The sequence below is a fragment of the Duffyella gerundensis genome (genome assembly GCF_001517405.1).
GTDB classification, from domain to species: Bacteria; Pseudomonadota; Gammaproteobacteria; order Enterobacterales; family Enterobacteriaceae; genus Duffyella; species Duffyella gerundensis.
This window is the reverse complement of the sequence record NZ_LN907827.1, coordinates 153,519-176,316: the sequence shown is the minus strand read 5'-3', so window position 1 is coordinate 176,316 and position 22,798 is coordinate 153,519. Positions and strand designations below refer to the sequence as shown.

Annotated in this window: 18 protein-coding genes and 1 pseudogene; 11 read left to right on the top strand and 8 right to left on the bottom strand. The window is 56.4% G+C overall.

Translation table 11 applies throughout. The features are described 5' to 3' along the window. Positions 1 to 48: 48 nt before the first annotated feature. Together EM595_RS00800 and EM595_RS00795 are read left to right on the top strand one after the other, a co-directional pair. On the top strand, positions 49 to 729 hold the full coding sequence (locus EM595_RS00800) for a DUF6088 family protein (RefSeq protein WP_067426845.1): 681 nt from the start codon (positions 49 to 51) through the stop codon (positions 727 to 729). 12 nt (positions 730 to 741) lie between these two features. Beyond that, positions 742 to 1,728, top strand: a complete 987-nt coding sequence (locus tag EM595_RS00795; RefSeq protein WP_067426842.1) for a nucleotidyl transferase AbiEii/AbiGii toxin family protein — start codon at positions 742 to 744, stop codon at positions 1,726 to 1,728. Positions 1,729 to 1,854: 126 nt separating this feature from the next. Here EM595_RS00795 and azuC read toward each other — a convergent pair whose 3' ends face one another. Beyond that, positions 1,855 to 1,932, bottom strand: coding sequence for a stress response protein AzuC (gene azuC / locus EM595_RS21495; RefSeq protein ID WP_225701779.1), 78 nt, complete (start codon positions 1,930 to 1,932; stop codon positions 1,855 to 1,857). A gap of 305 nt (positions 1,933 to 2,237) precedes the next feature. Here azuC and EM595_RS00790 point away from each other — a divergent pair, with 305 nt between their 5' ends. Then, entirely contained in the window at positions 2,238 to 2,480 is a 243-nt protein-coding gene (locus tag EM595_RS00790; protein WP_067426839.1) for a DUF1158 family protein, read from the top strand. Between the two features lie 340 nt (positions 2,481 to 2,820). Next, positions 2,821 to 4,437: a malate dehydrogenase (quinone) gene (mqo, locus tag EM595_RS00785; protein ID WP_067426836.1), complete on the top strand. Its 1,617-nt coding sequence runs from the start codon at positions 2,821 to 2,823 to the stop codon at positions 4,435 to 4,437. A 49-nt stretch (positions 4,438 to 4,486) separates the two neighbouring features. Here the strand turns inward: mqo and EM595_RS00780 are convergent, their stop codons facing one another. After that, positions 4,487 to 5,908, bottom strand: coding sequence for an SLC13 family permease (locus tag EM595_RS00780; RefSeq protein ID WP_082691634.1), 1,422 nt, complete (start codon positions 5,906 to 5,908; stop codon positions 4,487 to 4,489). A gap of 28 nt (positions 5,909 to 5,936) precedes the next feature. Between EM595_RS00780 and EM595_RS00775 the strand changes: the two genes are divergently transcribed. Further along, positions 5,937 to 8,330, top strand: coding sequence for a phosphoketolase family protein (locus EM595_RS00775; protein WP_067426831.1), 2,394 nt, complete (start codon positions 5,937 to 5,939; stop codon positions 8,328 to 8,330). 31 nt (positions 8,331 to 8,361) lie between these two features. Here the strand turns inward: EM595_RS00775 and EM595_RS00770 are convergent, their stop codons facing one another. After that, a complete protein-coding gene (locus EM595_RS00770) occupies positions 8,362 to 8,943 on the bottom strand; it encodes a LysE family translocator (protein ID WP_067426829.1) in 582 nt (193 codons plus the stop codon). A gap of 135 nt (positions 8,944 to 9,078) precedes the next feature. On the opposite strand from EM595_RS00770, the gene EM595_RS00765 reads away from it, so the two are divergent. Further along, a complete protein-coding gene (locus EM595_RS00765) occupies positions 9,079 to 10,533 on the top strand; it encodes an aminotransferase-like domain-containing protein (RefSeq protein WP_067426825.1) in 1,455 nt (484 codons plus the stop codon). On the opposite strand, the gene EM595_RS00760 is transcribed toward EM595_RS00765, so the two are convergent. After that, positions 10,530 to 11,153, bottom strand: a complete 624-nt coding sequence (locus EM595_RS00760; protein WP_067426822.1) for a glutathione S-transferase family protein — start codon at positions 11,151 to 11,153, stop codon at positions 10,530 to 10,532. The genes EM595_RS00765 and EM595_RS00760 overlap by 4 nt on opposite strands. Positions 11,154 to 11,231: 78 nt before the next feature. On the opposite strand from EM595_RS00760, the gene EM595_RS00755 reads away from it, so the two are divergent. Further along, positions 11,232 to 12,083: a PhzF family protein gene (locus tag EM595_RS00755; protein WP_067426816.1), complete on the top strand. Its 852-nt coding sequence runs from the start codon at positions 11,232 to 11,234 to the stop codon at positions 12,081 to 12,083. 8 nt (positions 12,084 to 12,091) lie between these two features. On the opposite strand, the gene EM595_RS00750 is transcribed toward EM595_RS00755, so the two are convergent. Continuing rightward, positions 12,092 to 12,850, bottom strand: coding sequence for an SDR family NAD(P)-dependent oxidoreductase (locus EM595_RS00750; protein WP_067426813.1), 759 nt, complete (start codon positions 12,848 to 12,850; stop codon positions 12,092 to 12,094). Between the two features lie 115 nt (positions 12,851 to 12,965). On the opposite strand from EM595_RS00750, the gene EM595_RS00745 reads away from it, so the two are divergent. The 3 genes from EM595_RS00745 (at position 12,966) to EM595_RS00735 (ending at position 16,697) form a co-directional block, all read left to right on the top strand. Further along, positions 12,966 to 13,865, top strand: coding sequence for a LysR family transcriptional regulator (locus tag EM595_RS00745; RefSeq protein WP_067426810.1), 900 nt, complete (start codon positions 12,966 to 12,968; stop codon positions 13,863 to 13,865). 100 nt (positions 13,866 to 13,965) lie between these two features. Next, complete coding sequence (yhjD, locus tag EM595_RS00740; protein ID WP_082691632.1) at positions 13,966 to 15,063, top strand: inner membrane protein YhjD; 1,098 nt, start codon at positions 13,966 to 13,968, stop codon at positions 15,061 to 15,063. Between the two features lie 302 nt (positions 15,064 to 15,365). Further along, positions 15,366 to 16,697 (top strand): MFS transporter, encoded by a 1,332-nt coding sequence (locus tag EM595_RS00735; RefSeq protein ID WP_067426807.1) that lies wholly within the window; start codon positions 15,366 to 15,368, stop codon positions 16,695 to 16,697. A gap of 146 nt (positions 16,698 to 16,843) precedes the next feature. On the opposite strand, the gene ilvC is transcribed toward EM595_RS00735, so the two are convergent. Next, entirely contained in the window at positions 16,844 to 18,319 is a 1,476-nt protein-coding gene (ilvC, locus tag EM595_RS00730) for a ketol-acid reductoisomerase (protein ID WP_067426804.1), read from the bottom strand. A gap of 157 nt (positions 18,320 to 18,476) precedes the next feature. On the opposite strand from ilvC, the pseudogene ilvY reads away from it, so the two are divergent. Continuing rightward, a pseudogene (gene ilvY, locus EM595_RS00725) lies at positions 18,477 to 19,359 on the top strand (HTH-type transcriptional activator IlvY). A 36-nt stretch (positions 19,360 to 19,395) separates the two neighbouring features. Here the strand turns inward: ilvY and ilvA are convergent. Together ilvA and ilvD are read right to left on the bottom strand one after the other, a co-directional pair. Then, the gene (ilvA, locus tag EM595_RS00720; RefSeq protein WP_067426802.1) at positions 19,396 to 20,943 is read right to left on the bottom strand and encodes a threonine ammonia-lyase, biosynthetic; all 1,548 of its coding nucleotides are present in this window, start codon (positions 20,941 to 20,943) and stop codon (positions 19,396 to 19,398) included. Positions 20,944 to 20,945: 2 nt separating this feature from the next. Then, positions 20,946 to 22,796 (bottom strand): dihydroxy-acid dehydratase, encoded by a 1,851-nt coding sequence (ilvD, locus tag EM595_RS00715; RefSeq protein ID WP_067426801.1) that lies wholly within the window; start codon positions 22,794 to 22,796, stop codon positions 20,946 to 20,948. Positions 22,797 to 22,798: the final 2 nt, after the last annotated feature.

Sequence of the window (22,798 nt, the reverse complement as noted above, 5' to 3'; positions counted from 1 at the left end):
TCACCTCAGCGGCTGTTGATAAAATAACCGTTTTACCCGGAGGCGCAGATGAGCATTCAACAGCAGGTTGCCCGGCAGGTTGCTGCAACACCGCCGGGTAAGATCATTGTCAGCCGTGATTTTCCGGCCTGGAAAAGTGCGCCCAACGGCCTGTCGAAAGCGCTGAGCCGCCTGGTGGCGTCCGGTGAGCTGGCGCGCTTTGCCAAAGGGCAATTTTATCGCCCGAAAACAGGTATGTTTGGCCAACAACAGCCTACAGACAGTGAAAAACTGCGGCCGCTGTTATTTGAGAATGGAAAACGAACGGGGTATATTACCGGGCTTCGACTCTTTAATATTCTTGGCCTGACCACACAACTTTCACGAACTATTGAAATATCGCGTAACAGCACAAAGCAAAATAAAAAAATTGGTGCACTGGAAATTATCATAATCCCGTCACGTGCTCCTGTAACGGATATCAATATACCTTACCTGGAAATATTGGATGTTGTGAGAGCTCTGTCACGCATTCCTGACACTTCACTTGAAACAACAATTGCAAGATTGCGATCCCTGCTCAAAAAAAATAACGCTATTGAAAAAGAGACTTTAATTAATCTCGCCCTAACGTATTATCCACCTGCAACACGATACAGATTAGCGCATATCATCTCCCCTCTTGCACCTGAACTGGAAAAGAGGTTACGTGCTTCGCTCAATCCAACATCACGGTTTCGGATCGTATGAGGGTAAGATTTAATGGATTTGCATGCAGAAAAGGATGCCTTCACGGATATTATTTCCGGCGCAGCACGATACTTTAATATATCAGAAATATACATTGAGAAAGATTATTGGGTTACTCTGCTTCTTTATCGGCTCAGCCAATATGAGAAAAAGGATCGGCTCATTTTCAAAGGTGGCACCGCACTGGCCAAAGCCTCGCGCATCATCAATCGCTTCTCAGAAGACATTGATCTTGCGGTACTCATGCCTGAGGCCAATGGAAACCAGATAAAAACGTTCATGCGTCATGCTGAAACAGCCATTACCACCGATCTTATTGCGTTACCCGGTTACAGCGGTGAAAGTAAAGGCAGTGTATTCCGTAAAACGTATTATCGCTATCCGCAGGAATTTCAGGGAGACTTTGCTCAGGCCTCTCAGGTTATTCTGTTAGAAATAAATGCCTTTAATAAACCCGAGCCTGTTTATCCGCTCCCTGTGTGCGCATTAATAACCGACTTTCTTAAGCTACATGATCAAAAACCATTAATTGATAAATATCATTTAGACAGATTTATACTTTTTACACTCGGTATTGAAAGAACGCTAACAGAAAAGCTGGTTGCGTTAATTAAGGCAGCACGTTCGCCAGATGCACTAATGCAGCTAACCATTAAAATACGACACTTTTACGATATCTGCATGATACTGCGCCATGCTGATTATTCCATTCCGCTTTATGATTTAACCCTGCTGCCGCTATTACAAAGCGTTGTAGACGCCGATCGCCAGCAGTTTACAAACGCAGGCAACTGGTTTAATGAACCACTCGACACTATTCCGTTATTTTGCCAGCCAGAAAAATATTGGCCCGCGTTAAACAGTGCTTTCAGGCAGAGCTTTGCATTAATGGTTTTCGATAATGAATTGCCAGATGATAAGGAAGTGATCGCTGCGCTCAACGCGATTCAGCGGCTGCTTACGCACTATCAGCTTCAGGCAGGAATGCGCCAGGCATAAAAGTCAGGACGTAATGCTAAAGAATGCGTGGCAGAAAAGCCGGACAGGAAGCGATGCAAAATAGCAAAAAGGTGATAATCATCGGTCGATCCCTGACCGCGATTATCGAGGGTATCTGTCAGCCGGTTACGACATAGCGCCCGGCGGTACGTGTTTGAAAGTATTCACATAAGTGCGAAACACGTATTTGATAAAACGACGCATAACAATGGCCTGATTCAAAATTTGTTAGGGATATACAAAAAAATTATACATAACGACGCTTTTATCGGCAACAAAATTTGATCCACGTCACAAAAAATCACTTCACCACGGGTGCTGGCTGCTGTGTAACCGCCCGATGTCGCGTTCGCCTCACTTCATTGCTCAACTCTCTGCGCGATCTGTTCACCTTCAGCTTCAGTTTCCCTTCCCGCTGTGGGTAGCGTTCATTACTGTTCTCACCATCATCATTGAACCCCGATGCGCTTTCGCTGACAATGTCGCCTCTCTACAACGGACAGAAAGCTATGAACAATCCTTTTGAAGCGCTGGCAATGCCCGGCTCGATTTTACTGCTGGGTTTTCTCTCAGCGCTGTTATTGCCCGCGCCCGCTTTCGGCCTTCAGCTGGCAAACCATTTGATGACGCTGTTTCACTTCAGCGATCTTGGCCAGCTCTATACCATCGTATTTGGGCTGTGGTTTCTGCTGCTCGGTACGCTTGAATTCTTCCTCATCCGCTTCGTCTGGCGCCGCTTTTTTCGGGTGTAAATTTTCTCTGCCGGAAGGAATTCGCTTTCCGGCATTGTCGCCAACTTTAAATTAACATATCCTTAACACCTGCCCGGTAAACTGTGACCGCATTATCACTTTTGCTAATGCTGAATCATTTCCGCATTTAAAATTTGAACAAATGTTTAAAAAATCTGCGGTAATGTTATATTTCCGGCTGCACGTATAACCTGTGGTTAACCCAAATAACCCGTACGGAAGCGTGAATACCTCTTACTTTTTATCTGAATGAAATGGCTCAACTCGCTCCTGAGAAGCGGGACCTTTCATCTGCAAAAAACCTGTTGGTTGATTGGCCGACAGATGGAGACGTTGCCCCATGCGTAAATCATCATCACTGCTGGCGCTGAGTATGAATGCTATTGGTGCCAGCCCGGAAGCAGTTGCCGACAGGCAAAAAGAGGTCGATGTGCTGCTGATCGGCGGCGGCATCATGAGCGCCACGCTCGGCACCTATTTGCAGGCGCTGGAGCCAGACTGGACGGTAACGCTGGTTGAGCGACTGGATCAGGTGGCCGCCGAGAGCTCAAACGGCTGGAACAATGCCGGTACCGGTCACGCTGCACTGGCTGAGATGAACTACACGCCGCAAAACGCAGACGGCTCGGTCAACATCGATAAAGCCGTGGCAATCAACGAAGCCTTCCAGGTGTCGCGTCAGTTCTGGGCCTCACTGGTGCAGAAAGGCGTGCTGCACAATCCGCGCAGCTTCATTCAGACTACACCGCACATGAGCTTCGTCTGGGGCGATGAAAACGTCGACTTCCTGCGCAAGCGCTATCATGCGCTGCAAAAAAACTCGCTGTTTCGCGGCATGGAATATTCAGAAGACCCGCAGCAGATTGCCCGCTGGGTGCCGCTGGTAATGAAAGGCCGTGATGCGAAACAAAAGGTTGCCGCAACCCGCACCTTAATGGGCACCGACGTCAACTTTGGCGAAATCACCCGCCAGTTGGTCGCCGCGCTGTGCAAGCATCCGCAATTTTCCCTGAAGCTGCGCCACGACGTACGTGATATTACGCGCCTGGCCGACGGCCGCTGGCAGGTCACGCTGGTGGATCTGAATAACGGCGGCGCGCAGCAGGTTATCCGGGCGAAACAGATCTTTATTGGCGCCGGTGGCGCCGCGCTGCCGCTGCTGCAAAAAGCGGGCGTGCCGGAAGCAAAAGGCTATGCCGGTTTCCCGGTGGGCGGCTCTTTCCTGGTGACGGAAAATCAGGAAGTGGTGAAGCGTCATCTGGCGAAGGTTTATGGTAAAGCCGCGGTGGGCGCACCGCCGATGTCGGTACCGCATCTTGATACGCGTATGCTGGATGGCAAACAGGTGTTGTTGTTTGGCCCGTTCGCTACCTTCTCTACCCGCTTCCTGAAAAGCGGTTCGCTGCTGGATATGTTTGGCGCAATGAATGGCTCCAACTTGCTGCCCATGGCACGCGTGGGCATCGACAACGTTGACCTGGTCAAATATCTGGTAGGTCAGGTGCTGCAAACCGACGAGCATCGTCATCAGGCGCTGCAGGAATACCTGCCGGAAGCGCGACCAGAAGACTGGTATCTGGTGAAAGCGGGACAGCGCGTGCAGATCATCAAAAAAGATGAGAAAAAAGGCGGCGTGCTGCGTCTGGGCACCGAAGTTGTTGCCTCTGCCGATGGCACTATTTCAGCGCTGCTGGGCGCGTCTCCGGGCGCATCAACCTCCGCACCGATCATGATCGAGCTGATGAACAAGGTGTTTAAAACGCAGATGGCCTCGCCAGAGTGGCAGGCGAAACTGAAAACGCTGATTCCTTCTTACGGTCAGAAGCTCAGCGGCAACGTGGCGGCAACCGAGCACGTGCTGGCGACCACCAGCCGTATTCTCCAGCTCGACTACACGCTGGCTACGCTGGTGGCTAACGATGAAGATTCATCAACCGGTGCGGTGGTGGGCAAATAATCGGCCACACCGATCATCAGGGCGAACTTCGGTTCGCCCTTTTTTGTTTTTATACGTAGCCCAGCACTCGAAACCAGAGATAGTTTAGCGGCAACAGCAGCAGCGCACTGAGCACCGCCAGCCATACACAGAGGCGCACACCATCACGCGGCGAGACCTTCCCCAGCGCCATAGCCACCACAATGGGCGATGCCTGATAAGGCAGCAGCGGCGTGGCGTAGGCCAGCACCTGGATCATGATTACTGTCAGCAACGGAAACCCTGATGCCCCGGCAAACTGCTGCGCCATCGGCGTGAACATTGCCGGCACGCCGTTGGCGGTGACCACAAAATTCAGCGCCGAGGTGAGCGCGCTCAGCGACAAAAAGCTGATGAACGGCTGTTGCGGGCTGAGCGGCGTCATCGCCAGCAGGCCGTGAGCAATCACTGCACCTAATCCCGACTCCACCACCACCGCGGTCACGCCGAGGATCGCCGCGACATACAAGCAGGTGCGGAAATTGACGCCGCTGGCAAAGGCATCGCCGGAGACAAACCCGATACGCGGCAGCAAACAGACACAGGCCGCGGCCAGGCCGATCCAGGCGGGCGAAATACCGTGCAGGCTGTCGGTCATCCAGAACAGCAGCGTCAGAGCAAGAATTACCATTAGCCGTCGTTCATCGTTGCTTAAGGGCGGCTGCTTAAGCCTGCCGATCACCGGTTTGGGTCGACCGGGAAACAGCCAGCAGAGGCAAAGCATCAGCAGCACGCCCTTCATGATGCCAACCACCGGCGTATGTAAGAACCACCACGGCATCCATGCCAGATGCAGATGAAACGCGTTTTCTGCCGCACCGCTCATCACCAGATTCGGCACGTTGGCCGGTAAAATGCTGGCGGAGAGCTGAAAGGTGCCAAAGCCTACCGCCAGCGCCAGTCCTGTCCAACCGCGGCTACCCTCAGCAATGTTGGCCTGCCGTGCCAGCGCCCCGACCACCGGCATCAACAGCGCGATGCGCCCCATATTAGACGGCATGACATACGCCAGCAGATAGCTGAGAACAATGACGCCGCCGATCATCCGCGGCCAGGAGCGGCTCAGCGGCATCACCAGCAGGCTGGCAAGCCGGTCGGCCAGGCCAACCTGACGAATCGCCACGCCAAGGATAAATCCGCTCAGCACCAGCCAGAACGCTGAAGAGGCAAAACCACTGAATACCGTGGCCGCCGGTGCGATATGCAGCAGCATCGCGGCGGCAAAAAACAGCAGTGCGGTGATAAATTCAGGCAGGCGCGCGGTGGCCCACAGCAGAATGGTCATGGCGACCACGATGCCGGTTAGCCACAGGTCGGACGGAAAATGCATCAGATTATGCTCCGGGCAGAATGTCCTAAAAGGCTGCGGAAAGTGGCTTAACCCCACTTCTTCGTCCAGGGTTAAGAAGTATTCCGTTTCAGCAGATGCCGGTAAAGCCTGGCTTGCTCGCATCTGTGATGCCACTCACAGGAGAATCTGCATGTCTCAGTCACTGCCAGCTTACGCTGAATCTGACTTCACCCTGCTCGATCGCTACTGGCGCGCCGCGAACTATCTTTCGGTCGGCCAAATTTATCTGATGGATAACCCGCTGCTGCGTGAACCGCTAAAACCGGAACATATCAAACCGCGCCTGCTCGGCCACTGGGGCACCACGCCGGGCCTTAACTTCATTTATGCGCACCTGAATCGCGCCATCCGCCAGCGCGATCTCGATATGATTTACGTGTGCGGTCCCGGCCACGGCGGTCCGGGCATGGTGGCCAATACCTGGCTGGAAGGCACTTACAGCGAGATTTATCCGCAGGTCAGCGACGACGCCGTAGGCATGCAGCGACTGTTCAAACAGTTCTCATTTCCTGGCGGCATTCCCAGCCACGCAGCGCCAGAAACGCCCGGTTCGATTAATGAGGGCGGCGAGCTGGGCTATTCGTTGTCGCATGCCTTTGGTGCCGCCTTCGATAATCCTGATTTAGTGGTGCCGTGTGTCATTGGTGATGGCGAAGCGGAAACCGGGCCGCTGGCTTCCAGCTGGCATGGCATTAAGTTCCTCAATCCACGCCGCGATGGCGCAGTGCTGCCTGTCCTGCATCTCAACGGCTATAAAATTGCTAACCCCACGCTGCTCGGTCGTGCCAGCGATGACGATCTGCATCAGCTGTTTAGCGGCTACGGCTATGAGCCGCTGTTTGTTTGCGGCGACGATCCGCAAAAAATGCACCCGCTGATGGCCGCCGCGCTGGACAGTGCGCTGGATAGAATTCGTGCGTATCAGCAGCAGGCGCGCAACGGCAGCGATGCGGTCACCCTGCCGCGCTGGCCGATGATTATCCTGCGCAGCCCTAAAGGCTGGACCGGCCCCAAAACCGTGGATGGCAAAAAGGTAGAGGACTTCTGGCGCGCACATCAGGTGCCGGTGGCCAACTGCCGCGATGATGAAGGCCACCGCGAGATCCTTGAACAGTGGCTGCTTAGCTATCAGCCGGACACGCTGTTTGATGAACAGGGCAGGCTTAAACCCGAGCTGCGTGCACTTGCCCCTGAAGGTGACAAGCGTATGGGCGCCACCCCATTCGCTAACGGCGGTCGCTTGCGGCGTGAGCTGGTAACGCCCGCGCTGGCAGATCATGCCATTGCGGTGGCCAGGCCGGGCGAAACCCAGGCGCAGTCCACCGAGATTCTTGGCCGCTATCTGAGCGCGCTGTTTGCACAGAACCAGGATAATTTTCGCCTCTTCGGCCCGGATGAAACCGCCTCTAATCGCCTGACGCCGGTGTTTGACGTGACCAATCGCACCTGGATGGAGGCGATCAAACCTTACGATGAGCAGCTGGCCAGCGATGGCCGGGTCATGGAGATCCTGAGTGAGCATCAGTGTCAGGGTTGGCTGGAGGGCTATTTATTGACCGGACGTCACGGCCTGTTTAACTGTTATGAGGCGTTTATTCACATTGTCGCCTCGATGTTTAACCAGCATGCGAAATGGCTCAAGGTGTCGCGCTCATTGCCCTGGCGCGCGCCGGTAGCCTCACTGAATTACCTGCTCTCTTCGCACGTATGGCGTCAGGACCACAACGGCTACAGCCATCAGGATCCTGGCTTTATCGATCACGTTGCTAACAAGAAAGCGGACATTGTGCGCATTTATCTGCCGCCTGATGCTAATACGCTGTTGTGGGTCGGCGATCACTGTCTGAAAACCTGGGATCGCATCAACGTGATCGTCGCCGGTAAACAGCCTGCTCCGCAGTGGCTGACGCTGGATGCCGCGGTGAAGCATTGTGAGGCGGGCATGGGCAGCTGGCCATGGGCAGGCAATGAGCACGCGGGCAGCGAGCCGGATGTGGTGATGGCCTGCGCCGGTGATGTGCCGACTATGGAGACGCTGGCGGCGGTGGATCTGCTGCGTCAGTATCTGCCCGATCTCAGCGTACGCGTGGTTAACGTGGTGGATTTAATGGCGCTGCAAACGCAGCAGCAGCATCCGCACGGCAAAGCAGAGGCGGAGTTCGATGCGTTATTTACCCGCGATAAACCGGTGATTTTTGCCTTTCACGGCTATCCGTCGCTGATCCATCGTCTGACCTACAAGCGCAATAATCACCGCAATTTCCACGTGCGTGGTTTTATGGAGGAAGGCACCACCACCACGCCGTTCGATATGACGGTGCTGAACGAGCTGGATCGTTTTCATCTGGCGCAGGAGGCGATTTTACGCGTGCCGGGTTTGGCGGAGAAGCATGGCGACGTGCTGGATACGCTGGCGGAGAAACTGGCGGAACACCATCGTTACGTACGGGAATATGGGGAAGATTTGCCGGAGGTGCAGGGCTGGAAATGGCCTTCACAACGCGGTGAAGGCGCACCGGAGTAAGCGCAGTGGCGGCAGGGAAGCCGCCAGAGCGTTAGCGTAATACGTCTACCAGCATCCACAGCGTGGTCACCACCAGCGACAGTGCCATCACGCTGTTGAACAGCTGCCGCTTCCAGTTGACCTGCAAATGCTGACCAAGGCGATCGCCCAACGCCGCCCATACCAGAATGCACGGCAGATTCATCATCATAAAGCTCAGCATGATCACCATGACTGGACTGTCGGCGGCGTACAGCAGCGCCACGTTGCTGGCCATCAGCCAGGCTTTGGGATTCACCGCCTGAAACAGCGCACCGTTCAGCACGCTCATTGGCCGTGGGCTTTCGCGCAGGGCCGGTGCCGAAGAACGAAAGATTTTCCAGCTCAGCCAGAGCAGATAAGCACAGCCTGCCAGCGTTAACGGCAGACGAATCGCGCCCATCCAGTGCAGCAATCCTTCCAGCGCCAGCCCGGTAATCACCGTTTGTATCCCGCAGCCCAACATAATACCGAACGCCATTGGCAGCGTGCGGCGCAGGCCAAAATTCACACCAGAAGTGGCCAGCAGCAGATTGTTCGGGCCTGGCGTAATCGACATCACGGTGACATAGCTGAAAAACGAGGGATCGAGCATAACCATCTCCGGCGGCTGAGTAAGAGCCATCATCATAAGCCGCAGCCGATAATGGTAACAGCCACACGATTCCGCTATTGTAATGGGTACAATTTTGTAAAAAATGAATTGTACCCATTGCTTCCGGAGGCAACTGTGTCCGCTATCGAACCGCAACCATCCACCCGCTATCAACAGCTGGCCGATCACTACGCCGCCGCCATTCACAGCGGCACTTTACAGCCTGGCAAACGGCTGCCCGCGATTCGACGCGTGGCGGATACGCAGTCAGTCAGCGTCAATACGGTGATCAACGCCTGGCAGCTGCTGGAGGATCGCGGTTTGATTGAGGCGCGACCGCAGTCGGGTTACTACGTACGTGCGGTACTGCCCGGCGTGGAGAAAAAAAGCCGTCATCGTGCGCAGGTGGCCTCGGTGAGCAGCGCCAAGCTCGACCTGATTGAAGCGGTATTCGCCGCGCAGAATCATCCTGATTACACCAATATTTCACTGGCCTGCCCGCAGGATGGCGAGCTTTATCCCACCGCCAGGCTGGCGCGCATTACCACCACGCTGCTGCGCCGTAACCCGCTGATGATTGGCAAATACGCGCTGCCGCCGGGCAGCGAACGGCTGCGCGAGGAGATCGCCCGGCGCGCACTTAACGCTGGCATGTCGCTGACGCCACAGGCGATCACCGTCACTCATGGCTGTATGGAAGCGTTACAACTGGCGTTGCGCACGGTGACCAAACCTGGCGACTGTGTTGGTCTGGAATCGCCTACCTACTTTTTTCTGTTTACCCTGCTCGATTCGCTGGGGTTGAAAGCGATTGAGATTCCGACCGATCCGCAGCACGGGCTGTCGCTGGATGCGCTGGAATTACTGCTGCGCGAAAAACGCATTAACGCGCTGATCGCCATGCCGGGCATTCAAAATCCGCTGGGCTGCAGCATGCCGCTGGAGAGCAAAAAACGGCTGGCGAAGCTGGTGAATACCTGGCAGATCCCGCTGATTGAAGATGGCTTGTATGACGAACTGCAGTTTCATGCGCCGCTGTCGCCGACGGTGAAATCCTTTGATGAGGCGGGCTGGGTGATTTACTGCACCAGCTATACCAAAACCGTGGCGCCCGACTTTCGCATTGGCTGGATGGCAGCGGGCCGTTTCAGCGAGCAGATTGCGCGACTGAAGGCGGTGTCGTCGATGGCTGAATCGGCACTGCTGTCTGAAACGCTGGCGGAATTTCTGGCCAGCGGCGGTTACGATCATCATCTGCGCCATCTGCGCCGCCGCTACGCTGCCAACCTCGACGAAGCGCGCAGCCTGATCGCCCGCCATTTTCCTGCCGGTACGCGGGCGACGCTGCCGCAGGGTGGGTTTGTTTTCTGGCTGGAGCTGCCCGGCAATGTCGACAGCATCGCGCTGTTTCACCGGCTGTTGCAGGAGAAGATTTGCGTAACGCCCGGCTCGCTCTACACGCTGAGCGATCGTGGCGCCCATGCGTTGCGCCTCTCCTGCTGCTACCCGTTTGAGGCACGCTACCGTTATGCCATCGCCCGTACCGGCGCGCTCGCCTGTGAAATGAGCGGCATCGCGCCAGAAAACTAAGGCGTGCCGTTGCGTCCCCAACGGGCGTAACCGCTGCGTTCGGTCAGCCGCTCATAGTAAGTGCGCACCGCCGGAAAATCTGCGTGATCCAGCGGCGTTTCATACCAGCGGTTTACCGACAGGCCAATGGGAATATCGGCCAGCGAGAAGTGCCGTCCCGCGACGTAACGTCCGGTTTTTTCCAGCTGCTGATTAAGAATGCTCATGCTGTGCGTCCAGCCTTTACAGGCTGCCGCCAGCAGCCGTGGATCCTGATGGGCAGGCGAATGGCGCACCAGCGACATAAAAGCATAACGCCAGGCGGTATTCAGCTCGGTGGCCTGCCAGTCGATCCACTGATCGATCGGCGCGCGTTCGCGTGGCTGCGGGCTGTAAATCCCTTCGCCGTGCCAGGCATTGGCCAGATAGCGCAAAATGGCGTTGGACTCCCACAGCACCAGATCCTGGTCTTTGATCACCGGAATCAGCGCGTTGGGATTCAGCGCCAGAAACGCCGGATCGCGCGTGGAACGGAAGCCATCGCCCCACTCTTCGCGCTCCCAGGGAATGGAGAGCTCATCGCACAGCCACAGTACTTTGCGCACGTTGATTGATGAATCGCGGCCCAAAATTTTCAGCATGTCAGCCTTCCTTCTGCTTATTGACGCAGGCCCGCTGCCCACGTAGTTATAGTGCATCTTTCACTATACGAGAAAACCATGTCACAGCGTGTCGCGTTTAAGCAGGTCGATGTGTTTACTTCCGCGCCCTTCAATGGCAACCCACTGGCGGTGATACTGGATGCCGCGTCGTTAACCGATCGGCAGATGGCGGAGATTGCCCGCTGGACCAACCTTTCAGAAACCACTTTTGTGCTGCCCGCAGAAGATGCGCAGGCAGATTATCGCGTGCGTATTTTTACCGTCGATGGCGAACTGCCGTTTGCCGGACATCCGACGCTCGGCACCGCACATGCACTGCTGGAGGCGGGTTTGCAGCCAAAGCGCGCCGGTGAACTGGTGCAGGAGTGCGCCGTTGGGCTGGTGAAACTGGCGATTGCGGCCGACGGTTCGCTGGCCTTTGCCGCGCCCGCCGCGGTGATGACGCCATTTGCCAGCGATCGGGTTGGTGCGGCGCTCAACAGCGCGGATATCGATGAGCAGCTAGCCATGAGCGTGGTCGATATGGGCATTCGCTGGCTGCTGATTCCGATGCGATCGGCCGAGGCGGTGCTGGCAGCGCAGCCGCAGGTTAGCGAACTGGCAGCGCTGTTGCAGGAAGCGGGCGTCAGCGGCGCGATGCCGTTTGGCCCGTTGCACGATGCGGCAGAACAGTTTGAAGTGCGCGGTCTGCTGGTGGAAAACGGCTCACTGACGGAAGATCCAGTCACCGGCAGCGCCAACGCCTGCCTGGCACGCTGGCTCGCCTCGCAGGGCCATACCACGAATTACGCGGTGCGCCAGGGCACGCGGCTGGGCCGCAGTGGCCGCTTGCAGGTGCGCTTCGACGGCGAGACGATCTGGATTGCCGGCCAGACGGTGACGGTGATCGACGGCACCATCCGGCTCTGATTCCCTGCTCAAATTGACTGACCGCCCGACGCTTCAATGCGTTGGGCATTGATCCAGCCCGCTTCATCGCTCAGCAACAAGGCTATTGCGTCACCGATATCATCGGGCTGACCCGCCCGGCCCAGCGCCGTTTGCGAAGCGACCCAACGATTCATCTCGGGATTATCACGCACGCCACCGCCGTTGAAGTCAGTTTCAATGGCACCCGGCGCGAGAATATTGACGCGGATCCGCCGCGCGCCCAGCTCTTTCGCCTGATAACGCGTTAAGGTTTCCATCGCACTTTTCATCATCGCATAGGCACTGCAACCTGGCAGAATGATGCGCGTCAAACCGCTGGAGACGTTCAAAATATGACCGCCGTCGGCCAGCAGCGGCAATAGCGCCTGGGTGAGCAAAAACGGCCCTTTGACATGCACCTGATACAGGTTGTCGAGATCCGCGGCGGTAGTGTCGATAAAAGGCTTGTGCATGCCGACGCCAGCATTGTTCAGTAAATAATCAATCTGCTGACGCTGCCATTTTTCATTGAGCAGATTTTTCACCTCAGCAGCGAAGGCGTTGAAGCTGTTACTGTCACTGACATCCAGACGCAGCGCGGCTGCGCGGCCACCACGCTGCTCAATTTCCGCCACCACCGCTTCGGCTTCCTGCTGCTGGCTGTGCCAGGTCAAAATGACATCATGGTGCTTTTTAGCCAGCTTCAGGGCGGCATTTCGCCCTAAACCGCGGCTGCCACCGGTGATCAATGCGATTTTTGTGCTCATTTTCTGTTTCCTGTTGTTGTGAACTTGTGAAATTAACGATATTCCTAACGGCTACGGCGATAAAGCTGGCGAAATACGTTTCACTGTTTCACTCTCAACAACAATCGGTGCACAAATGGATAAAATTCAGGCAATGCAGATTTTTGTGCGCGTGGCGGAAATGGAAAGTTTTACCCGCGCGGCGACCAGCCTCGGCTTGCCTAAAGGTAGCGTCTCACGTCAGGTGCAGGCGCTGGAAAACCAGCTCGGTACGCGGATGCTGCATCGCACCACACGTCGGGTGCAACTGACGCAGGATGGCCAGGTCTATTACGATCGCTGCCGTGAAATATTGAGCCTGCTGGATGATACCGACGCGCTGTTTCAGGGCGATCCGGCCACGCTGAGCGGAAAACTGCGCGTGGATATGCCGGTGGCGATGGCCACGCTGGCGGTAATTCCACAGCTGGCGACCTTTATGCAGCAATATCCCGGCATCGAGCTGGAGCTGAGCAGCAGCGATCGGCAGGTTGACGTGGTGCGCGAAGGCTTTGATTGCGTGGTGCGCGTCGGCACATTGCACGATTCCGGCCTGATCGCCCGCACGCTGGGGCAACTCAGAATGGTCAACTGTGCCAGCGCCGACTATCTTAAACGGTTCGGTACGCCGCAGACGCCGGAGGATCTGGCGCAGCACGCGATGATTCATTACAGCCAGCAGCTGGGCAGCCTGCCGTCGGGCTTTGAGTTTTACGATGGCAAACAGAGCCGTACGATTCAGACCGGTGGCGTGATGACGGTGAACAGCACGGAAACCTATCGCGCTGCGTGCATTGCCGGATTGGGCATTATTCAGGTGCCGAAAGTCGGTGTGGTCAGCCTGTTGCAGGCGAAAACGCTGGTGGAGGTGCTGCCCGGCTTTACCGCACAGCCGATGCCGGTTTCGTTGATTTATCCGCATCGGCGCAATCTGGCGCGCCGCGTACACGTTTTCATGGAGTGGCTCGGCCAGGTAGTAAAAGCGTACGCCAGCTGAATGCGCAGGCGGCGCAGCAATTCGGGACGCATCCCGATGACCTTGCGGCTGGCCGGTCTATACTCTTTTTTTCAGGTAAATAAACAGGATGCCCGGTTTCATGACGGACAAAGAACAACACGATAAACATCTCGATACCCTGCCGAGCAAGCCGATAGCGCCGGTACAGACTGACGAGCACCTCAGGGCTGCGGCCGAAAAAGAAAACCAGGCGAAGGATGACGCGCTAATCCCGATCAAAACCGGTAATAACACGGTGGATACGCAGGTTACGCGCTTCAACAAAATGGTTAACCGCATTAAAGCCAATCACAGCGTGGCACACTTCATTCGTGCGGCGGAACGCTTTAACGATCGTCTGGGCAGCCAGTTTGGCGCGGCAATCACCTACTTTTCGTTTCTGTCGCTGATCCCTATTCTGATGGTGTCGTTTGCCGCCGTGGGTTTTATGCTGGCGTCCCATCCCGATCTGCTCACCGAAATTATCAACCGGATGGTCGATAACATCAGCGATCCGGTGCTGGCGACCACGCTGAAGAACACGGTGAATACCGCGGTGCAGCAGCGTACCACCGTGGGTTTGACCGGTCTGGCGGTGGCGCTTTATTCCGGCATCAGCTGGATGGGCAACCTGCGCGAGGCGATTCGCGCGCAGTATCGCGACGTCTGGGAACGCAAAGCGGATGAGAAAGAGAAGGTCTATTTCAAATACACCCGCGATTTTATCTCGCTGATTGGCCTGGTGCTGGCGCTGGTGATTACGCTGTCGCTGACGTCGGTGGCCGGTTCGGCGCAGGCGTCGATCGTTACCGCGCTGGGACTGGATGGCATTGAATGGCTGCGTCCGGTGTTAACCGCCATCGCACTGACCATTTCAGTGTGTGCCAACTATTTGTTGTTCCTGTGGATTTTCTGGATCCTGCCGCGCCATAAAACCCGCCGCCGGGCATTGCTGCGCGGCACCTTGCTGGCGGCCATCGGCTTTGAAGTGATTAAATTCATCATGACGCTGACGCTGCCGAAGCTGGCCTCTTCACCCTCGGGCGCCGCCTTTGGCTCGGTGCTCGGCCTGATGGCCTTCTTCTATTTCTTTGCCCGCCTGACGCTGTTTTGCGCCGCCTGGATTGCCACCGCGAAATACCGCGATGACAAAGAAGTGGGCGCCGGTACGCCGACGGTAACGCGCCAAAAAATGTAACATTCCTCAGGCCGACGCCCGTCGGCCTGTTTTTCTAATGCCAGCGTAAAATGCCACGCTTCGACTACTAATCATACAAAAGCCAGCATTAACCGCTAACTCCTCACTTTTCTTTACCCTTTTTTCAGTGAATCACGCCAGAAAACTCCGCTTTCGCCCTGCCATCCGCCACTGACGACAAGATGTCAGACATTATCCTCTTTTTCGGCGAAATGGCGCCATTTGTGGCGGGTTTTCAGCATTGAATGCCGCCAGGGCTGTGCGTAAGATTCTTTATCTAAATTTACAAATAAGAAAACTTTATGCACGCTTCCATCGCTGAATCACCTGACAAAACCGATCCCAATGCGCCCGTAAATTCCCGCAGCAAAGTGGTTATCGCTTCGCTGGTCGGAACCGCCATTGAGTTCTTCGATTTTTATATCTATGCCACTGCAGCGGTTATCGTCTTTCCGCATATCTTTTTTCCGCAGGGCGACGCAACCGTTGCCACGCTACAGTCGCTGGCCACCTTCGCCATCGCTTTTATCGCGCGTCCGATCGGCTCCGCGGTGTTTGGCCACTTTGGCGATCGCGTTGGCCGTAAGGCGACGCTGGTTGCCTCGTTGCTGACCATGGGTGTCTCGACCGTGGTTATCGGCCTGCTGCCGGGCTACGACACCATTGGCGTATTTGCGCCGCTGCTGCTGGCGCTGGCGCGTTTTGGTCAGGGCCTGGGCCTGGGCGGTGAATGGGGCGGCGCAGCGCTGCTGGCGACGGAGAATGCGCCTGCGAAGAAACGCGCGCTCTACGGTTCGTTTCCACAGCTTGGCGCACCGATTGGCTTCTTCTTCGCCAACGGCACCTTTCTTCTGCTCTCCTGGTTACTGACTGACGATCAGTTTATGCAGTGGGGCTGGCGCGTACCGTTTATCCTCTCCGCGGTGCTGGTAATTGTCGGGCTTTATGTGCGCGTTTCGCTGCATGAAAGCCCGGTATTCGCGAAGGTGCAGAAGGATAAGAAACAGGTGCGCATGCCGATGGGCACGCTGCTCAGCAAGCATTTGATGGCCACGGTGCTTGGCACCTTTATCATGCTGGCGACCTATACGCTGTTCTACATCATGACCGTTTACTCAATGAGTTATGGCACGGCGCCTGCACCGGTGGGTCTTGGCTTCTCGCGTAACAGCTTCCTGTGGATGCTGATGGTGGCGGTGATCGGTTTCGGCGTGATGGTACCGATAGCGGGCCTGCTGGCTGACCGCTTTGGTCGCCGTAAAACCATGATTGTGATTACGCTGATGATTATCGGTTTCTCGCTGCTGTTCCCGTCAATGCTTGGCTCCGGCAGTCAGCCGCTGGTGATGGCGTTCCTGCTGCTCGGCCTGAGCATTATGGGCCTGACGTTCGGCCCGATGGGCGCGCTGCTGCCAGAGCTGTTCCCAACGGAAGTACGTTATACCGGCGCCTCTTTCTCTTATAACCTCTCGTCGATTCTCGGCGCGTCGGTGGCGCCTTACATTGCGTCGTGGCTGACCGCGCATTACGGTCTCTATGCGGTCGGTTACTATCTGGCCTCGATGGCGGTGCTGACGCTGATTGCGCTGATCGCCTGTAAAGAGACGCGGCACCAGACGCTTTACGAAGGTTAAATCCACTATCACTGATATCAACCCGGCCAGCGTGCCGGGTTTTTTATGGTCAGTTGTCTGGCGACGCTGTTGGCAGTCGCGCAATCGCAGGCATGAAAAAGCCCCGGCGAGCCGGGGCTAATAAGTAGAGGTTAACGCTGAGGGGATTAGCCCGCGACGGCGATGCGCTTCATATCGGTCATATAGCCACGCAGCTTACGGCCAATCGCTTCGATTTCATGGCCACGAATCGCTTCGTTGATATCACGCAGCTGCGCGTTATCCACCTGACCACCCGCCGCGGGCTTACCGAGATCGCCCGCCTGCAGCGTCGTCATGAACTCTTTCAGCAGCGGTACCGCCGCGTACGAGAACAGGTAGTTGCCATATTCTGCGGTATCGGAGATCACCACGTTCATCTCATACAGACGCTTACGGGCAATAGTGTTAGCGATCAGCGGCAGTTCATGCAGCGATTCATAATAGGCTGACTCTTCGATGATGCCTGCGGCAACCATGGTTTCAAACGCCAGCTCAACGCCCGCTTTCACCATAGCGATCATCAGTACACCCTGATCGAAATACTCCTGCTCGCTGATTTTGCCTTCAAACTGCGGCGCAGTTTCAAACGCTGTTTTGCCGGTCTCTTCACGCCAGGTCAGCAGATTTTTGTCGTCATTCGCCCAGTCAGCCATCATGCCGGAGGAGAATTCGCCGGAGATGATGTCATCCATATGCTTCTGGAACAGCGGTGCCATGATGGTTTTCAGCTGCTCAGACAGCGCCCAGGCACGTACTTTTGCCGGGTTAGACAGGCGATCCATCATCAGCGTGATGCCGCCCTGCTTCAGCGCTTCGGTGATGGTTTCCCAGCCGAACTGAATCAGTTTTTCTGCGTAAGCCGGTTCGGTGCCATCGGCCACCAGCTTATCGAAGCACAGCAGTGAACCCGCCTGCAGCATGCCGCAGAGAATGGTTTGCTCGCCCATCAGATCCGATTTCACTTCTGCCACGAAAGAGGATTCCAGCACGCCTGCACGGTGGCCGCCGGTCGCTGCTGCCCAGGCTTTAGCAATCGCCATGCCTTCGCCTTTCGGATCGTTTTCCGGGTGAACCGCGATCAGCGTAGGCACGCCGAAACCGCGCTTGTACTCTTCACGCACTTCGGTGCCCGGGCATTTCGGCGCTACCATCACCACGGTGATATCTTTGCGGATGGTTTCACCCACTTCAACAATGTTAAAACCGTGCGAGTAGCCCAGCGCGGCGCCCTCTTTCATCAGTGGCTGTACCGCCTGAACCACAGCAGAGTGCTGCTTGTCCGGCGTCAGGTTAACCACCAGATCGGCACCCGGGATCAGTTCTTCATAGGTGCCAACCTTAAAGCCGTTTTCGGTTGCCTTGCGCCAGGAAGCACGCTTTTCGGCGATCGCTTCAGCACGCAGCGCATAGGCGATATCCAGACCGGAGTCACGCATGTTCAGACCCTGGTTCAGGCCCTGAGCACCACAGCCCACGATGACCACTTTTTTGCCTTTCAGGTAGCTGGCTTCATCTGCGAATTCGTCGCGTGACATGAAACGACATTTACCTAATTGCGCTAACTGATTGCGCAGGTTCAACGTGTTGAAATAATTAGCCATGGGATACTCCGTTATGAGGTTATTTTTTTGCTTTGTAAGGTAGCAGTGTAGCCGCTAAGAATGACCCCATCATATGACAGGAAATACGTTGCTGAAATTGATATATTAACAATATGACATTGCAATAAATGCAACGTGACGCTGAGGTGACGCCCGTATGGATCTGCGCGATTTAAAACTGTTTCTGCATCTGGCGGACAGCCGCCATTTTGGCCGTACTGCGCGGGCAATGCACGTCAGCCCGTCGACGCTTTCCCGACAGATTCAACGGCTGGAAGAGGATATCGGCCAGACGCTGTTTCTGCGCGATAACCGCACGGTGACACTGACCGACGCCGGAGAACGGGCACGCCAGTTTGCCCAGCATACGCTACTGCAATATCAGCAGCTGCGCCATGCGATTGGTCATAACGGCCCTTCGCTCAGCGGCGAGCTGCGCATGTTCTGCTCGGTCACCGCGGCTTACAGCCATTTGCCGCCGATTCTCGATCGGTTTCGTGCCGAGCATCCCATGGTGGAGATCAAGCTAACCACCGGCGATGCCGCCGATGCCATGGAAAAAGTGCAGTCGAATGAGGCAGACGTGGCGATTGCCGGGCGGCCGGAGTCGCTGCCCGCCAGCATCGATTTTACGCAGATTGGCCTGATCCCGCTGGTGCTGATTGCCCCAGCGCTGCCGTGCCCGGTCAGAACCCAGGCGACGCAGGAGCATCCGCCGTGGACGGAAATCCCGTTTATTTTGCCGGAACAGGGCCCGGCGCGGCGGCGTATCGATCTCTGGTTTCGTCGCCATCGTATTACCGCCCCGCTCATTTACGCCACGGTTTCCGGCCATGAAGCGATTGTTTCAATGGTGGCGCTGGGCTGCGGCATTGCGCTGCTACCCGCAGTGGTGCTGGAGAACAGCCCGGAACCGGTGCGCAATCGCGTTCTGGTGCTGGAAAATGTTGAATCGGTGGAGCCGTTTGAACTCGGCGTCTGCGTACAAAAAAACGCGGCTCGATGAGCCGCTTATCAGTGCGTTCTGGCAACAGCTATAGATCATGCCGCCGGGCTTTTCGCCGCAGCGGCACAGATTACTGCCCGGCGAGGAAAAACTTGAACGCCGGGTTATTGGCTTCGTCGTGAAAATCGTAGCCGAGATCGGCCAGCCGTTCGCCAAAGCCAGGCTCGTCATCGCCAAGTTCAAATGCCGCCAGTACACGGCCATAGTCGGTGCCATGACTGCGATAGTGGAACAGCGAAATGTTCGAATGCGTGCCCAGCGTTTGCAGAAACTTCAGTAGGGCACCAGGCGCTTCGGGAAACTCAAAGCTGAACAGCCGTTCACGCAGCGGTTTTGACGGCCGACCGCCTACCATATAGCGCACGTGCAGCTTGGCCATCTCATCGTCCGAGAGATCGACAACGTGATAACCTTCGGCTCCCAGCTGGCTGATGATCTCTTTACGCTCTTCCAGACCACGCGTCAGCCGTACGCCGACAAAAATGCAGGCGTTAGCGGCATCGGCATAACGGTAGTTAAACTCGGTAACCGCACGTCCGCCCAACACCTGGCAGAACTTCAGGAAGCTACCCTGCTGCTCGGGAATGGTGACCGCCAGCAGTGCCTCGCGCTGTTCGCCCAACTCGCAGCGTTCAGAAACGTAGCGCAGGCCGTGGAAATTGACGTTGGCACCGGACAGAACATGCGCCAGCCGCTCACCCTGAATATGATGCTGCTGGATATACTTTTTCATGCCCGCCAGCGCCAGCGCACCCGACGGCTCCGCTACCGCGCGCACATCCTCAAACAGATCTTTCATGGCTGCGCAGATGGCATCGCTGTCGACGGTGATGATGTCATCAATATATTGCTGACAGAGTCGGAAGGTTTCGCTGCCGATACGCTTGACCGCAACGCCTTCGGCAAACAGCCCGACGCGCGGTAAATCTACCGGCTCGCCCGCCTCCAGCGCCGCTTTCAGACAGGCAGAATCTTCCGCTTCAACGGCAATCACTTTGATCTGCGGCATCAGCTGCTTGATTAATACCGCCACGCCCGCCGCCAGCCCGCCGCCACCCACCGGCACAAAGATGCGATCGAGATGTGCATCCTGTTGCAGCAGCTCCATCGCCAGCGTGCCCTGACCGGCAATCACTGCCGGGTGGTCGAACGGCGGCACGAAGGTATAACCGTGCTCGGCAGCCAGCTCGATCGCTTTGGCTTTCGCCTCATCGAAATTGGCGCCAAACAGGTAAGCCTCACCGCCAAAAGCGCGCACCGCATCGACTTTGATATCCGCCGTGGATACCGGCATCACGATCAGCGAGGTGATGCCCAGTTTGGTCGCCGACAGCGCTACACCCTGAGCATGGTTACCCGCCGATGCCGTTACCACGCCGCGCGCTTTCTGCTCATCATTCAGCCCGGCAATCATGGCGTAGGCGCCGCGCACCTTAAAGCTGTGCACCGGCTGACGATCTTCGCGCTTCACCAGAATGGTGTTGTTGAGGCGCGAGGAGATTTTTTCCATTTTTTGCAGCGGCGTGACCTGTGCCACTTCATACACGGGCGCACGCAATATGGCGCGCAGATATTCCGCGCCGCAGGGTTGAGCCGATAGCGGTTGAGACTCGGCCATGGTTAGCCTCCCAGCTTGCTCTTGTCACGCACCGCGCCTTTATCGGCACTGGTTGCCAGTGTCGCGTAAGCACGCAATGCAAAAGATACCTGACGCTCGCGGCCGTGTGGCGTCCAGGCGGCTTCGCCGCGCGCCTCTTCCTCTTCGCGACGGGCGTGCAGTTCGTTGTCGGGCACGTCAAGCTGAATGCCGCGGTTAGGAATATCGATGTCGATCATGTCGCCATCTTTCACCAGCGCAATAGTACCGCCGCTGGCGGCTTCCGGCGATGCGTGTCCAATGGACAGGCCGGATGTGCCGCCGGAGAAACGGCCATCGGTGATCAGCGCGCAGCTTTTGCCTAATCCCATCGACTTCAGATAGGTGGTGGGATAGAGCATTTCCTGCATGCCCGGTCCGCCTTTTGGTCCTTCATAACGAATGACCACGACGTCGCCCGCAACCACTTTTCCACCGAGAATCGCCGACACTGCGTCGTCCTGGCTTTCATAAACTTTGGCCGGACCACGGAAGGTCAGGTTGTCGTTATCCACGCCCGCGGTTTTGACAATGCAGCCGTCGGTGGCCAGGTTGCCATACAGCACGGCCAGGCCGCCATCCTGCGAAAAGGCAAATTCGCGTGAACGAATACAGCCTTCCTGACGATCGTCATCCAGCGTGTCCCAGCGGCAGTTCTGCGAGAACGCCTGCGTGGTGCGAATGCCAGCAGGACCGGCGCGGAACATGGTTTTCACCGCCTCGTCTTTTGTCAGCGTGATGTCATATTGCTCCAGCGTCTCGCTCAGGCTCAGACCGAGCACGTTACGCACGCTGTTATCCAGCAGGCCAGCACGATCCAGCTCGCCAAGAATGCCGACCACGCCGCCAGCGCGATGCACATCTTCCATATGGTATTTCTGAGTGCTTGGCGCAACTTTACACAGGTGAGGCACCAGGCGCGACAGACGGTCGATATCGGAAATATTGAAGTCGATTTCGCCTTCCTGCGCGGCAGCTAACAGATGCAGCACGGTATTGGTTGAGCCGCCCATCGCGATATCCAGCGTCATGGCGTTTTCAAAAGCCGCTTTGTTGGCGATGTTGCGCGGCAGCACGCTCTCATCATCCTGCTCGTAATAACGTTTTGCCAGACCGACGATGCGCTTGCCCGCGTTGATAAACAGATCTTTGCGGTCGGCGTGGGTAGCGAGCAGCGAGCCGTTGCCCGGCTGTGACAGGCCCAGCGCTTCGGTCAGGCAGTTCATCGAGTTGGCGGTGAACATACCGGAACAGGAGCCGCAGGTTGGGCAAGCTGAGCGTTCAATTTGCTCGCTGTCGGCATCGCTGACGTTTGGGTTGGCGCCCTGAATCATGGCATCGACCAGATCGAGCTTGATGATTTTGTCAGAGAGCTTGGTTTTACCGGCTTCCATCGGGCCGCCAGAAACAAAGATCACCGGTACGTTGAGGCGCAATGACGCCATCAGCATGCCAGGGGTGATTTTATCGCAGTTCGAGATGCAGACCATGGCATCGGCGCAGTGCGCGTTGACCATGTATTCCACTGAGTCAGCGATCAGCTCGCGAGAGGGAAGTGAATAGAGCATGCCGCCGTGGCCCATCGCGATACCATCATCAACGGCAATGGTGTTGAACTCTTTGGCGACGCCGCCTGCGGCTTCGATCTGCTCTGCCACCAGTTTACCAAGATCGCGCAGGTGCACGTGGCCCGGCACGAACTGTGTGAAGGAGTTGACCACGGCGATAATTGGCTTGCCGAAATCGTCATCGGTCATGCCGGTGGCACGCCATAAGGCTCGGGCACCTGCCATATTACGGCCGTGGGTGGTTGTCGCGGAACGGTACTTAGGCATGC